Below are 12,729 nucleotides of genomic sequence, written 5' to 3' on the forward strand. Positions count from 1 at the left end.
GGTGATGAGATAAATACTAGTCGATACATAAGTCGTTGACAATGCTGCGAGGGGCGCCCAACATTTATATCGATCGGTATTTAAGTCCTCTTCTTCAAGGAGTTTCCCTGTGACCCCCTCAACCACCTTATCGGCAGATGCCGTTCCCGACCGCTTGCCCATCGGCGCCTTGCTCGCCCTGGCCATGACCGGCTTTATCTGCATCGTCACCGAAACCCTGCCGGCGGGCCTGTTGCCGCTGATCAGCGACGGCCTGTCGATTTCAGCGTCCATGGCCGGGCAGATGGTGACCGCCTATGCGCTTGGCTCGGTGCTGGCGGTGATCCCGCTGACCATCGCCACCCGCGGCTGGCGTCGGCGCAATGTGCTGCTGCTGACCATCGTCGGCTTTCTGCTGTTCAATTCCATCACCGCGCTGTCGTCCCACTATGGGCTGACGCTGCTGGCGCGGTTCCTGGCCGGGATGGCGGCGGGGCTGGCGTGGAGTTTATTGGCCGGGTATGCGCGGCGCATGGTGGCGCCCCATCAACAGGGCAAGGCCTTGGCGCTGGCCATGGTGGGCACGCCGATTGCGCTGTCACTCGGGGTGCCGCTGGGCACCTGGCTGGGCGGGCTGGTGGGCTGGCGCACGACGTTCGGCATCATGTCGGCGCTGACGTTGGTGTTGATTGTGTGGGTGTTGGTGAAGGTGCCGGACTACCCCGGCCAGTCGGCCCATCAGCGCATGCCCCTGCGCAAGGTACTGACCACGCCGGGTGTGCGGCCGGTGCTGGCGGTGGTGATTGCCTGGATGCTCGCCCACAACATTCTCTACACCTACATCGCCCCGTTTGTGGCGCCGGCGGGGCTGGTGGACCGGGTGGACCTGGTGCTGTTGGTGTTTGGCGTGGCGGCGCTGGTCGGGATTTGGGTGACCGCCAGATTGGTGGATGCAGCGTTGCGCAACACGGTGTTGGTGAGCCTGGCGGGCTTTGCGGCGACGTGCCTGGCGTTCGGTTTTCTGGCGCAGGTGCAGGGCGTGATTTACTTCGGTGTGGCGGTGTGGGGCCTGAGTTTTGGCGGCGCGGCAACGTTGCTGCAAACGGCATTGGCGGACGCGGCCGGGGACGGGGCCGATGTGGCGCTGTCGCTAAATGTGGTGGCGTGGAACAGCGCGATTGCCGGGAGTGGCGTGGTGGGTGGGGTATTGCTCGATACCTGGGGTGTAGCCTCTTTCCCATGGGCGATGTTGGTGTTGTTGGCGGTGGGTTTTGGGATTGCGTGGTGCGCGCGATTCCATGGCTTCAAACCGGGGCATAGGGCGCACGGCAAGCCAGCGGCAGCCGGGCACTGATATGTCCAAAGTCTCTGGAACATCCGCTTCTAACATCAGACAAATCTTAAAATAACCCGCCACTCGGCCGATAACCCGGGGCATAGGCTTTATCACCCCGGGAGTATCGGCATGCGCATCAAGAGACTGTCTGCAATCCATGTTGGCCTGTTGTTCAGCCTGTCCGGTGCCTGCATGGCTGCAGGCTCGGTAGGGCAGGGTGTCATCACGTTTCACGGCAGCATCGTCGAGGCGTCTTGCACACCGCTCGCCGTGGCCCACGGGATGACGCTCAACAACTGCCCGACGTCCGCACGCGGCAGCGCCATCAGCGTGCGCAGCGTGCAGCCGATAGGCTCGGTCACAGCCCTCGATCACAGCGTCGTGAACGTGAAGCTGGTGGCCGACAGCGGCCGGGGAGACCGCTATTACCAGCAGCAATACGCGTTGGTGGATGGCCAAGGGAAGCCGGTGAACTCAGGGCAGTACCTGATCACACTGACCTCGCCTTGAGGGGAGAAAACCGGCTTATTCAGGTGCCTTGACCAGCATGTATTTGCTGAAGTTACTGATGTGATCATCAAGGTTGTCCTCCAGCATCATCCGGTACTGATCACAGAAATACTTCAGCATCGCCTCACGCGCCTGGGCCATCTCTTCGCCCGATTTAAAACTGCGTGCGCTGACCCAGGCGTTGAAGCGGGTGGTGCCAAACATCATCGAGGCGCTGACTTTGCCCAGGTCGGCGAACGCCTTGAACTGTTCGTTGGACAGCTCGATGTGCGCGTCGGCGCGATCGTAGAAGCCGTTGTCGGTGGTGTCTGGCATTGCGGTTACCTTCCTGTTCGTGAGTGCGGCGAAGGTACCGCCGCGCTCCATGGGAAGGCAACCACGTTGGGCGCTTCAGGCCTTATTTATTGCGTGTCACCCGCCATACGGTGTTGGCCAGGTCATCCGCAATGATCAGCGCCCCCCGCGGGTCAACCGTCACACCCACTGGCCGCCCGCGAGTCTTGCCGTCGGTTCCACGAAAGCCCGTGGCGAAGTCCAGCGGTTCACCCGCAGGCCGCCCGTTGCTGAACGGCACGAAGATCACCTTGTAGCCCACCGGATTATCGCGGTTCCAACTGCCGTGCTCGCCCACGAATACGCCGTCGGCATATTTCTCGCCCATGGCCGGGATCGAAAAATCGACGCCCAGTGCGGCGACGTGGGAGCCGAGGCTGTAATCCGGCTTGATCGCGGCGGCGACCTTGGTCGAGTTCTGCGGTTGGGCGCGGGTGTCGACGTTCTGGCCCCAGTAGCTGTAGGGCCAGCCGTAAAACGCGCCTTCGCGCACCGAGGTCAGGTAATCCGGCACCAGGTCCGGGCCCAGCTCATCCCGCTCGTTGACCACCGCCCACACCTGGCCGGAGCCCGGCTGAATGGTCAGGGCGGTGGGGTTGCGCAAGCCCGTGGCGTAAGGCTTGTGGGCGCCGGTGGCGGCGTCGATCTGCCAAACCATCGCCCGGTCAATCTCGACCTCCATGCCGCGCTCGGTGATGTTGCTGTTGGAGCCGATGCCCACATACAGCGAGCGGCCATCGGGGCTGATCGCCAGGGATTTGGTCCAGTGGTGATTGATCGCGGCGGGCAGGTCGGTGACGGTGGTGGGCGGGCCGCTGGCTTTGGTCTGGCCGTCTTGATAGTCGAAGCGCACCAGTGCGTCCTGGTTGGCCACGTACAGCTTACCGTCGGCAAAGGCCAGGCCGTAAGGCGCGTTGAGGTTGTCGGCGAACACGGTTTTCAGCTCGTAGGTGCCGTCACCGTCGGCATCCCGCAATAGGGTCAGGCGGTTGCCGCCCTTGACCTTGGTGTTGCCCTCGGCCTTGATCACACTGGCGATCACGTCCTTGGGCTTGAGCTTCGCCGCGCTGCCGCCGCGGCCTTCGGCGACGAGGATGTCGCCGTTGGGCAGCACCAGGGTCTGGCGCGGGATTCGCAGGTCGGTGGCGATGGCCGTGACGCTGTAACCCTCAGGCACCGTGGGTTTCTGTTCGCCCCAGGCCACCGGTTCGGCAATCTTCATGCTGGGCAACAGGCCGCGTTGGGGCTCCGGCAGCTTGGGGTCGGGACCGCGGGCTTGAGTGCTGTCAGCTTCGCCGCCGCAGGCGCTCAACAGCATCGCCATGCTTAACACCGTCAATGCGCTGGAATGCTTCATTGGTCACCTCCCGAACGCAGGTGGGTCAGCCCGACCCACGTGGTCACGCAGGCCAGCAGGGTCACGATCGCGGAGAGCACCAGGCTCGACGGCATCACCGCCCAGGCATCCTTCGCATGTTCAAAGGCATTGACCAGGCCCAGTGCCCAGGTCACCAACAACAGCAGGAAGTACACCGTGGGGCGCCCGGCCTTGCGGTCGGCCCGCAACAGGTTGACCAGCGCAAACAACCACGCCAGCCCACAGAACACCAGGCCGCCGGCGATCAGCCAGGCGGCGAAGTTGCTCCACTGAATCTGGTAGGTCTGGTAGTAGGCAATGTCACTCAGCAAGGCGCCGAGAAACAGCGGGACGGTACCGGCGAGCAAGGTCGCGTGAAGCGGGCCTGGCGTGCTGCGGCGGGTGAGGGCGGGGGTGACGGTCACGGGCGGCTCCTTATCGTTGAGCGGCCCTGATGCGGTTCATCAGGGCCGCGCTGACTGCGCTTAAGGAGGGAGCCTGCGGCTTGCGCGTTAGTTCACCGTGTATTCGTTTCTAAATATGTTGCGTCAGTTGATGCGCGGATGCTGCTGCACCAGGTTTTCGCGCTTGGCTTCCAGCTCGGCGATTTGCGCGTCGATGTCTTCGATCTTCTGCTCGATATTGTCTTCATGCTCCTGCAGCAGTTCCTTGGCTTCCTCGAGATCCGAAGCCGCCGGTGCCGCGCCGCGCAGGGGTTTGTTGGCGGTTTCCTTCATGGTCAGGGCGGTGAAAAGCCCCAGCACGGCGAACACCATCAGGTAGTAGGCCGGCATGTACAGGTTGTTAGTGGTCTCCACCAGCCAGGCCATGGCGGTCGGCGTCAGGCCGGCCACCAGGATCGAGATGTTAAAGGCGCTGGCCAACGCGCTGTAGCGGATGTGGGTGGGGAACATCGCCGGCAGGGTGGACGCCATCACGCCGATAAAGAAGTTGAGCACCACCGCAATGATCAGCAGCCCGGAGAAAATCAGCCCGAGCTTGCCGCTGTTGATCAGCATGAAGGCCGGAATGGCGAGGAAGAACAGCGCAATGCTGCCGAACAGAATGAAGGGTTTACGGCCGATCTTGTCGCTGACAAAGCCAATCATCGGCTGCACGAACAACATGCCGACCATGATCGCGATGATGATCAACACGCCGTGGTTTTCGCTGTAGTGCAAATTGTGCGACAGGTAGCTCGGCATGTACGTGAGCAACATGTAGTACGTGACGTTGGTCACCACCACCACGCCGACACAGGTCATCAGGCTGCGCCAGTGCTTGGTGGCGACTTCCTTGAACGACACTTTCGGGCCGCCCGCCAGGCCTTCGCGATCGCCTTGTTCGAGTTGTTCCACATGCTGTTGGAAGGCCGGCGTCTCTTCCAGGGCATGGCGCAAGTAGAGCCCGATCATGCCCAACGGCAACGCGAGGAAGAACGGCAAACGCCAGCCCCAGGACTGGAACGCCTCTTCGCCGATCACCGCAGAAATCAACACCACCACCCCGGCGCCGAGGACGAAGCCGGCGATGGAGCCAAAGTCCAGCCAACTGCCGAGGAAACCGCGCTTGCGGTCCGGGGCGTACTCGGCGACGAAGATCGAGGCGCCGGTGTATTCGCCGCCCACCGAGAAGCCCTGGGCCATCTTGGCCAGCAGCAACAGGATCGGCGCCCAGATGCCGATCGAGTCATACGAGGGGATCAGCCCGATGGCGAAGGTGCTCAGGGACATGATCACGATGGTCGCCGCGAGAACCTTTTGCCGGCCGTATTTGTCCCCCAGCCGGCCGAAGAACAGGCCGCCCAACGGACGAATCAGGAAGGGCACCGAGAAGGTCGCCAGGGCGGCAATCATCTGGACGCTGGGGGACGCCTCGGGGAAGAACACCTTGCCGAGCACATAGGCGACAAAGCCATACACCCCGAAGTCGAACCACTCCATGGCATTGCCCAGCGCCGCGGCGGTGATCGCCTTGCGCATCTTGGCGTCGTCGACAATGGTGATGTCATCCAATCCAATTGGATTGACGGTTTTCTTGCGTGATTTCATGGGATTACTCAGCCGCAGGTCCATTTCGATGCCACTGTTTTGGTGGCATGCGCTTAATGGGTCAGATACATGCGGACACTGAATAATTCACCATTGGCTGGTTTTTTTTGTTAGCGGCCCAGTAAGGATCAACTGATCCGCTCGCCGCCCAGGGAATCACGCTGCATTGACTGCAGGTTTTTCTCGATGGTTTCGCACAGGGCTTCCATCTGAATCTGGTGCTCGCTGTCCCGAAACGGGCTTTGCAGATCGGTGCCGATGCGTTCGATGGCCAACAGCATAAAACCCACCACCGTGGAGGCCAGCGGGGTGAACCAGCCCAGGGATTCCACCAGGCCCACCGGCACGATCAGGCAGAACAGCGAAATAAACAGCCGCGGGAAATACACGTAAGGGTAGGGCAAGGGTGTGTTGGCGATCCGCTCCATGCCGCCCTGGCTGTTGGACAAGTCCACCAGGGTCGACTCCAGGCGCGCCAGGCGAATGCTGTCCAGGCGCCCGGCCTTGTATTCCTGGGCCAGCAGGGCGGCGGAGCCGTTGAGGATGTCGTTGGCAAAGTTGTTGGTGGTGGTGCTGCGGGTGAACTCTGCGGCCGGCAGGAAGGCGCGGATCTCGTCCGGGCACGGCTGGCCCCGCAGGTGGGCTGCCAGGCAGTTCACATAGGCCACATGGCGGCGCAGCAAAGTCGCCTTTATGGGGTTGATCTCGTTGCCCGGATCATCCAGCAACGTCAGCACCTGGCGGGCAAAGCTGCGGGAATTGTTGACCATCGCGCCCCACAACGTGCGAGCTTCCCACCAGCGGTTGTAGGCGCTGCTGTTGCGGAAACTGATCAGCACCACCAGCGCTGAACCCAGCAACGTGAGCGGCATCAGCGGCAGGTTGATCTTGCTGTTGAGGAACAGCATGAAGTCCACGGTGACGGCGATATCCCACAGCAGCAGCCAGAACAACGCCCAGCCCACATAGCCCATGGTCTTGATGATCAGCCGGTATTTTTTGACGATGGCAGCTTTCAAACGGAAACCTCGTAGCGAGCGGTAAGCATCAATGCCTTAGCTCGGACGGTGTTTACCGGGTAAAGGTTCGCGTCTTCAGGTCTGGAGCGTCAGAACGAAGCGGCGCTCGCCAGGTGCCGGGTCGCCCGGCGCGGGCTGTTCTGCCAGGAACCCGCAGCGCCCCAGCACTTTTTGTGAACCCACATTCTCCGGGTACACATACGCCACCAAGTGCGTCAGTGCCCAACGTGCCTGTGCTTCCCGGATCAGGTGCTTGAGCGCCAGGGTGGCCAGGCCCTGCCCACACGCACGCTCGCCCACGCGGTAACCGACCTCGGCCGAACCCTTGGCTGAATCGATGCTTTTCAGATTGGCCCGACCGACGATTTCACCGTTGGCGCCTTCGATCACAAACGGGTGCCATACGCCGAGGGCGAAGTCGGACAGGTAGCCTTGGATATGGTCGGCCACCCCCTGCTCGGAGTAGAACGAAGGCTCGCGCGCATCAATATGCGACTCGAACCACTCACGGTTGCGGGATTCGAAGGCCAGCAAGGCTTCAGTGTCCGTACTGCTCAGCTCGCGAACCTTAAAGGACGTCATCGATCACCTCTTCCTTGCGATTGTGCGGTGAGCAAGCATACCTCATCAGTTATCCTGAACCGATCAGCCCCATCGCGGCAAAAAGGAACGGCAGTTGAACGAACACACATTGTCCATGCGCCTGGAGCGTGTGGCGGCCCATGTGCCCGCCGGTGCGCGCCTGGCAGACATCGGCTCCGACCACGGCTACCTGCCGGTGGCGTTGATGCGTCGCGGCGCCATCGTGGCGGCGGTGGCAGGCGAGGTGGCATTGACGCCGTTTCGCGCGGCCGAGCGTACGGTGCGCGAGAACGAGCTGGAGCACCACATCACCGTGCGCCTGGCCAGTGGCTTGGGGGCGATCGAGCCGGGCGACGGGATCACCGCGATCAGTCTCTGCGGCATGGGTGGCGAGACCATCCGCGACATCCTCGACAGCGACAAGGCGCGCCTCAGCGGCCAGGAGCGCCTGGTGCTGCAACCCAACGGCGGCGAGCAGCCCTTGCGCCAATGGCTGATGGAAAACGGCTATCGCATCCTGAGGGAGGAGCTGCTGCAGGAGAACCGCTTCTTCTACGAAATCATCGTCGCCGAGCGCGCGGAGCCGGTGATCTACACCGCCGAAGAGCTGTACTTCGGCCCGCTGCAAATGCAGGCGCGCAGCCCGGTATTCCTGCTCAAGTGGCAGCACGTCCTGCGCCACAAGCAAAAGACCCTGAGGGACTTTGCCCTGGCGCGCCAGGCGGTGCCCGAAGGCAAGGTGCAAGAGGTCGCGCAACAGGCGCAATGGATTACCGAGCTGCTGGGGTGAGGGTCAGCCCGCGAGGGTGTTCAGCTCCGCCAGCACTTCATCCGAAAGCGCCAGTGCGCCCACTGCCATGTTTTCACGCAAATGGGTGACCGACGACGTGCCAGGAATCAGCAGGATATTCGGTGAGCGGTGCAGCAGCCACGCCAGGGCCAATTGCATCGGTGTGACGCCAAGCCGCTGCGCAACACTCGACAACACCGACGACTGCACCGGGGTGAACCCACCCAGGGGGAAGTACGGCACGTAGGCAATGGCATCCTTCGCCAGTTCGTCGATCATCGCGTTATCGTGTTGATGGGCGATGTTGTACAAGTTCTGCACGCACACCAGCCGCACGATTTTGCGCGCCTCGGCCACCTGGGTGGGCGTGACGTTACTGATGCCGATATGGCGTATCAGCCCCTGTTGTTGCAGCTCGGCGATGGCATTAAGGGGCTCTTCGATCGAGCCTTCGGCAGTGCCCATCACGCCGTGCATGGCCCGCACGTTGACCACGTCCAGCACGTCCAGGCCCAGGTTGCGCAGGTTGTCATGCACGGCCTGGGTCAGCTCGGCCTTCGACGACGCGTTGAGCCAGCTGCCATCGCTGCCACGCAGGGCGCCCACTTTGGTGACGAGGGTGAGGTCGTCTTTGTACGGATGCAGTGCCTCGCGAATAAGCTGATTTGTGATGTGCGGCCCGTAGAAGTCGCTGGTGTCGATATGGTTTACGCCGGATGCCACGGCTTCGCGCAGTACCGCCAGCGCCGCATCACGGTCTTTTGGCGGGCCAAACACCCCGGGGCCTGCCAGTTGCATGGCGCCGTAACCGACGCGGTTGACGGTGCGATCACCGAGCGTGAAGGTGCTGCCTGTTGCTGAGCGGGTCATGGTTGTGGCTCTTGCTTGACGGGAAGAAGCCTATAATATGAAGGATCCTTCAGGTTTAGAATTCGCATTCCATGAGCACTCCCAAGGCGTCACTAAAGCCAAGAAAATCAGCGGTTCAGGCCCGATCGGTGGCCACGGTCGAGGCGCTGCACACGGCGACCCTTCAGGTTCTGACGGCTCAGGGCCTGGTGCGATGCACCACGACCCGCGTGGCCGAGCGGGCGGGCATGTCGGTGGGCAGTCTCTATCAGTACTATCCGAACCGCGATGCACTCCTGGCGGCGGTCCTGGAAAAGCACCTGGTGCACGTGGCCGAGACCGTCGAGTGGGCCTGTGATCAATGCCAGGGCACCACGGTCGCTGAGATGGCATCGGGGTTTGTCAGCGCTTTTCTTGCCGTGAAGCTGATGGATCCCGTCGTGTCCAAAGCGCTTTACGCCATCGCGGCCGAGCGGGGCGGGGCGGAGCTGGTCGCGCGTATCAATACACGGGTGGTGGCAGCGATTGCCGGGATGTTGGCAACCGCCTCCGATGCCCGTTTTGAAGACCCGTCCCTGACCGCCGCCATCTCCCTCAGTGCCGTGGTGGGCCCGGTGCGGACGCTGCTTGAAGGCAACGCTTCACCGGCCTATGAAGCGGGCCTGGAACAACAGGTGACGCGGCTGCTGCGGGCGTATCTTCAAACGTATCAGTCACTGACAATTGACCGCTAAAGCGCGTCAAGCTAGCATGATGCCATTATTTTGATATCACTTCGGATTCAGGGATTGAACATGCTGTCCAGAGCCCTCACGGCAGGCCTTCTAATGGCCTTGGCCGGGTGTACAAACGTCAAGGTTGACCCCGTCGCTTCTCAATACACAATCTCGCAACTGTGCATCGAAGAGAACCCCAACGTGGTGGTGGGGGATTTTGTCGATGGCCTGCAAACGCTGTTGCGCCAGCACCACATTGAAAGCCGGCTGTATGCCGCGCCGGTTCCGGGCAATTGTGAATACCGTCTGACCTACACCGCCATTCGTTCCTGGGACTTCTCTGCCTACTTGTCCGACGCCAGCGTCCGGCTCTACAAAGGCGACCAGTCCATTGGTTTTGCGCAGTACACCCTGGCGGGCGGCGGGGGCTTCGATTTGTCGAAATACAAGACGGTCGAGGAAAAAATGGCACCGGTGATCAACCAGCTAGTGGGGCAGGCCAAGTGAGCAGATTCATCAAAAGTATCCCGGTGCTGTTGCTCATGCTGCTGACCGGGTGTGGTCATACCAGCACCAGCCAACCTTACTTCGAACCGCCGGCGCCGCCACCGGGCAAGGCACTGGTTTACCTGATGCGAACCCAGGTTATCCAGGGCAGCTTCTATGACAGCGTGTTCAGTATCGATGACAGCGCAATCGTGGGGCTGAGCAGCGAGACCTATTCCTGGGTGCTGGTCAGCCCTGGCGTGCACAAGGTTTCGGCCGGACAGCAGCCCCATCCCCGAAACGTATTCCTGACGCTCTCGGTTGAGCCGGGTAAGGAATACTTCGTTGAGTACACCCAGGAGAACATGTTCGAGAAGATTCGCAAGCGGGAGACGAACGAAGGGAAAACCATGGTGCGCGGGTATTCGTATATACCGGTGAAGTAAGCCCCGGTGCCCCGGCACTAATGTGAGGAGTGATGGTCAATAACCCCCGCACGACTGTCAGCGGTCGTGTGGCTCGGAATAGAGCCTCGCGGTATGTTTTTTCCTCCCTCTCCTTTGAAGATTTAACCCATGCACCTACGCAAAATTGCCGTTGGGCTGTCAGCCCTTGTTTTGCTCTCCACCGGGGCGCAAGCCCGTGGTCTGCTGGACCTCATCACACCGCATCAGCCACACACCTCCCGTTCGGGCTCCATCAGCCAGGGCGCGGCCCTGGACCTCTATTCAAGCAAACAGCAACAGGCCTCGTTCGACGGTTGCGCCGACCTGTTCCCGGCCGCGCACCCGATCAACACCGCCACCGTGCCGGCCACCATGAAACCCCTGGCGCTGTGCTCCGATAACTTTGCGGTGCTGTACTCGCAAACCAGCAAGACCCCGCTGGTGGTGGTCGAACGCCTGAATGCCGGCCAGTTGCAGGACGCCAAAGGCGAGGAGCGCACCAACCAGTTCTACCCGGACCCGCGCATTCCCAAGGGCGCCCGCGCCGAGTTGAGTGACTACCGTGGCCAACACCCGGCGGTGGACCGTGGTCATCAATCCCCGGCCGCCGATGCGCCGAGCACCAACGCCATGGCCCAGTCGTTCGCGCTGTCGAACATGGTGCCGCAGGACCCCACCAACAACCGCAAGATCTGGAGCAAGGTCGAGGCCGACGTGCGCAAGTTTGCCAAGCGCGCCGACGGCAATGTGTTTGTGTTCACCGGCCCGCTGTTTGACCCGGGCTACAGCACCATCGGCGACAACAAGGTCTGGGTGCCGACCCGCCTGTTCAAGCTGGTATACGACGTATCGTCCCAGCGTGCCTGGGCCTACGTGCTGCCCAACGCTGAAACCCGTATCGAAAAGCCGATGGACTACGCGACGTTTGTGAAGACCACCGGGCTCAAGCTGCTGGGGAATCTGCCGGTGACGGGATCTGTTGGGCGTACGTGATGACTTGGCGTGTGCTCGCTGCCTAGGACGCGAGCACCTTGTGGTAGGTCATGAACTCGCTTTCCCGCGTGTACCCCAGCGACTCGTAAAGTGCCTGGGCCGCCTTGTTGGAATGGGCGGTGTCCAGGCTGATGCGCTGGGCACCCTCGGCACTCAGGAGCGAGGTGAGGTGGGTCATCAGATGCCGCGCATAGCCTTTGTTTCTTGCCGAGGGCGCCACGAACAGGTCGTACAGCCAATAGAACGGTTTCATGGCGATCGAGCACATCGCCGGATACAGCTGGGCGAACGCCACGGGCTTTTTTTCGTCGTCCAGCACCAGGAAGATCCTTGAGCGGGCGTGGGTTAAATTTGCGCTGATAAACTCCTGGGCCGCCGCAAGGTCATCGGGCAGCTCGTAGAAAATACGGTACTGGTTAAACAACACGGCCGATGCCTCGGCGTGCTCAATTGAACATTCGATGATTTCCATTCCTGTGCTCCCAGGTGGGGTCTACGACCGGGTTACTTGCGCTTTACCCCATACACTTTAGCCAGGCGCAGGCGCCAATCGCCACCGTGCTGCAGGTGGCATTCCTCCTCGGAGTCGAAGCATACGTAGCGCTCCGAAGCAGGGCGCTCGACGCCGGCCTCTTCCAGCGCCGAGGCTGTCAGCTCGCGCATCCGCGCACCGTTGTCTTGTGAAACCGCCAGCTCCCTGTTCGCCCGTGTATCAAATACCCAAACCACCTGAAGGCTTTTTGCGAAGGCGGCGTAATCGACTTCGTGGGTCAGCCAGTCGAAGCCGGTGATTTCGGCCTTGGCGATTTCACAGGCCTCGGTCAGGGCCGCGACCAGGCGACGTTCAATCCGGGCGCTGTCGCGTGTGTTTGAAGGCATGGTGACTCCTGGATGGGTGATGGCTGGGATGATACCCGAGAGATCAACGGTGGGAGCTGTCGAGCTTNNACTGGCAGGCGACATCTTTATCGGCTGGCAGGGCCTCTTCGCAGCCTCGCTAAAGCTCGACAGCTCCCACACTGGATTGGGTTTGTTTGTGGGAGCGCGGTTTCCTGAGCCCCGTCAGCCAGGCGAGCACATTGTTCAAGGATGTGGGAGATCAACTGTGGGAGCTGTCGAGCTTCAGCGAGGCTGCGATGGCGGACTATCAGGCGACATCTTTATCGGCAGACAGGGCCTCTTCGCAGCCTCGCTGGGGCTCGACAGCTCCCACATTGGATTGGGTTTGTTTGTGGGAACGCGGTTTCCTGAGCCTCGTCAGCCAGGCGAGCACATTGTTCAA

Annotated in this window: 17 protein-coding genes; 8 read left to right on the forward strand and 9 right to left on the reverse strand. The window is 61.6% G+C overall.

The window, feature by feature from the left end; translation table 11 throughout:
- Positions 1 to 109 precede the first annotated feature (109 nt).
- Both HX855_RS31045 and HX855_RS31050 read left to right on the forward strand, forming a co-directional pair.
- On the forward strand, positions 110 to 1,333 hold the full coding sequence (locus tag HX855_RS31045) for an MFS transporter (protein WP_177090187.1): 1,224 nt from the start codon (positions 110 to 112) through the stop codon (positions 1,331 to 1,333).
- 111 nt (positions 1,334 to 1,444) lie between these two features.
- Positions 1,445 to 1,825, forward strand: a complete 381-nt coding sequence (locus HX855_RS31050) for a type 1 fimbrial protein (protein ID WP_177090186.1) — start codon at positions 1,445 to 1,447, stop codon at positions 1,823 to 1,825.
- A 15-nt stretch (positions 1,826 to 1,840) separates the two neighbouring features.
- Here the strand turns inward: HX855_RS31050 and HX855_RS31055 are convergent, their stop codons facing one another.
- From HX855_RS31055 to HX855_RS31080, 6 genes are all read right to left on the reverse strand, one after another.
- On the reverse strand, positions 1,841 to 2,140 hold the full coding sequence (locus tag HX855_RS31055; RefSeq protein ID WP_177090185.1) for a DUF3144 domain-containing protein: 300 nt from the start codon (positions 2,138 to 2,140) through the stop codon (positions 1,841 to 1,843).
- Positions 2,141 to 2,222: 82 nt separating this feature from the next.
- Positions 2,223 to 3,515, reverse strand: coding sequence for a sorbosone dehydrogenase family protein (locus HX855_RS31060; RefSeq protein ID WP_177090184.1), 1,293 nt, complete (start codon positions 3,513 to 3,515; stop codon positions 2,223 to 2,225).
- On the reverse strand, positions 3,512 to 3,940 hold the full coding sequence (locus tag HX855_RS31065) for a DUF2231 domain-containing protein (protein WP_177090183.1): 429 nt from the start codon (positions 3,938 to 3,940) through the stop codon (positions 3,512 to 3,514). Before HX855_RS31065 ends, HX855_RS31060 begins: the two co-directional genes overlap by 4 nt.
- Positions 3,941 to 4,063: 123 nt before the next feature.
- The gene (proP, locus tag HX855_RS31070) at positions 4,064 to 5,566 is read right to left on the reverse strand and encodes a glycine betaine/L-proline transporter ProP (protein ID WP_010175902.1); all 1,503 of its coding nucleotides are present in this window, start codon (positions 5,564 to 5,566) and stop codon (positions 4,064 to 4,066) included.
- A gap of 128 nt (positions 5,567 to 5,694) precedes the next feature.
- Positions 5,695 to 6,585, reverse strand: a complete 891-nt coding sequence (locus HX855_RS31075) for a bestrophin family protein (RefSeq protein WP_177090182.1) — start codon at positions 6,583 to 6,585, stop codon at positions 5,695 to 5,697.
- Between the two features lie 75 nt (positions 6,586 to 6,660).
- Positions 6,661 to 7,167, reverse strand: coding sequence for a GNAT family N-acetyltransferase (locus HX855_RS31080; RefSeq protein WP_177090181.1), 507 nt, complete (start codon positions 7,165 to 7,167; stop codon positions 6,661 to 6,663).
- A gap of 94 nt (positions 7,168 to 7,261) precedes the next feature.
- Between HX855_RS31080 and HX855_RS31085 the strand changes: the two genes are divergently transcribed.
- Entirely contained in the window at positions 7,262 to 7,957 is a 696-nt protein-coding gene (locus HX855_RS31085; RefSeq protein ID WP_177090180.1) for a tRNA (adenine(22)-N(1))-methyltransferase TrmK, read from the forward strand.
- 3 nt (positions 7,958 to 7,960) lie between these two features.
- Here HX855_RS31085 and HX855_RS31090 read toward each other — a convergent pair whose 3' ends face one another.
- Positions 7,961 to 8,827, reverse strand: coding sequence for an aldo/keto reductase family oxidoreductase (locus tag HX855_RS31090; RefSeq protein WP_177090179.1), 867 nt, complete (start codon positions 8,825 to 8,827; stop codon positions 7,961 to 7,963).
- A 71-nt stretch (positions 8,828 to 8,898) separates the two neighbouring features.
- Here HX855_RS31090 and HX855_RS31095 point away from each other — a divergent pair, with 71 nt between their 5' ends.
- The 4 genes from HX855_RS31095 (at position 8,899) to HX855_RS31110 (ending at position 11,447) form a co-directional block, all read left to right on the forward strand.
- The gene (locus HX855_RS31095) at positions 8,899 to 9,540 is read left to right on the forward strand and encodes a TetR/AcrR family transcriptional regulator (RefSeq protein WP_256353104.1); all 642 of its coding nucleotides are present in this window, start codon (positions 8,899 to 8,901) and stop codon (positions 9,538 to 9,540) included.
- Positions 9,541 to 9,600: 60 nt separating this feature from the next.
- Positions 9,601 to 10,029: an Sbal_3080 family lipoprotein gene (locus HX855_RS31100; RefSeq protein WP_177090178.1), complete on the forward strand. Its 429-nt coding sequence runs from the start codon at positions 9,601 to 9,603 to the stop codon at positions 10,027 to 10,029.
- Between the two features lie 8 nt (positions 10,030 to 10,037).
- Positions 10,038 to 10,454: a DUF2846 domain-containing protein gene (locus HX855_RS31105; RefSeq protein WP_177090198.1), complete on the forward strand. Its 417-nt coding sequence runs from the start codon at positions 10,038 to 10,040 to the stop codon at positions 10,452 to 10,454.
- A gap of 129 nt (positions 10,455 to 10,583) precedes the next feature.
- Complete coding sequence (locus HX855_RS31110) at positions 10,584 to 11,447, forward strand: DNA/RNA non-specific endonuclease (RefSeq protein WP_177090177.1); 864 nt, start codon at positions 10,584 to 10,586, stop codon at positions 11,445 to 11,447.
- A 22-nt stretch (positions 11,448 to 11,469) separates the two neighbouring features.
- Here the strand turns inward: HX855_RS31110 and HX855_RS31115 are convergent, their stop codons facing one another.
- Together HX855_RS31115 and HX855_RS31120 are read right to left on the reverse strand one after the other, a co-directional pair.
- On the reverse strand, positions 11,470 to 11,919 hold the full coding sequence (locus tag HX855_RS31115; RefSeq protein ID WP_177090176.1) for a GNAT family N-acetyltransferase: 450 nt from the start codon (positions 11,917 to 11,919) through the stop codon (positions 11,470 to 11,472).
- A 32-nt stretch (positions 11,920 to 11,951) separates the two neighbouring features.
- A complete protein-coding gene (locus HX855_RS31120; RefSeq protein WP_177090175.1) occupies positions 11,952 to 12,326 on the reverse strand; it encodes a hypothetical protein in 375 nt (124 codons plus the stop codon).
- Between the two features lie 200 nt (positions 12,327 to 12,526).
- Between HX855_RS31120 and HX855_RS33070 the strand changes: the two genes are divergently transcribed.
- The coding region (locus HX855_RS33070) for a hypothetical protein (RefSeq protein WP_218644349.1) at positions 12,527 to 12,729 on the forward strand (203 nt) is incomplete at its 3' end.

This window comes from Pseudomonas sp. IPO3778 (assembly GCF_013386825.1).
GTDB lineage: Bacteria > Pseudomonadota > Gammaproteobacteria > Pseudomonadales > Pseudomonadaceae > Aquipseudomonas.

Coding starts and splice junctions, on each gene's coding strand:
- HX855_RS31050 (WP_177090186.1), top strand. CDS start 1,445: ATGCGCATCAAGAGACTGTCTGCAATCCATGTTGGCCTGTTGTTCAGC.
- HX855_RS31055 (WP_177090185.1), bottom strand. CDS start 2,140: ATGCCAGACACCACCGACAACGGCTTCTACGATCGCGCCGACGCGCAC.
- HX855_RS31060 (WP_177090184.1), bottom strand. CDS start 3,515: ATGAAGCATTCCAGCGCATTGACGGTGTTAAGCATGGCGATGCTGTTG.
- proP (WP_010175902.1), bottom strand. CDS start 5,566: ATGAAATCACGCAAGAAAACCGTCAATCCAATTGGATTGGATGACATC.
- HX855_RS31080 (WP_177090181.1), bottom strand. CDS start 7,167: ATGACGTCCTTTAAGGTTCGCGAGCTGAGCAGTACGGACACTGAAGCC.
- HX855_RS31090 (WP_177090179.1), bottom strand. CDS start 8,827: ATGACCCGCTCAGCAACAGGCAGCACCTTCACGCTCGGTGATCGCACC.
- HX855_RS31095 (WP_256353104.1), top strand. CDS start 8,899: ATGAGCACTCCCAAGGCGTCACTAAAGCCAAGAAAATCAGCGGTTCAG.
- HX855_RS31100 (WP_177090178.1), top strand. CDS start 9,601: ATGCTGTCCAGAGCCCTCACGGCAGGCCTTCTAATGGCCTTGGCCGGG.
- HX855_RS31110 (WP_177090177.1), top strand. CDS start 10,584: ATGCACCTACGCAAAATTGCCGTTGGGCTGTCAGCCCTTGTTTTGCTC.
- HX855_RS31115 (WP_177090176.1), bottom strand. CDS start 11,919: ATGGAAATCATCGAATGTTCAATTGAGCACGCCGAGGCATCGGCCGTG.
- HX855_RS31120 (WP_177090175.1), bottom strand. CDS start 12,326: ATGCCTTCAAACACACGCGACAGCGCCCGGATTGAACGTCGCCTGGTC.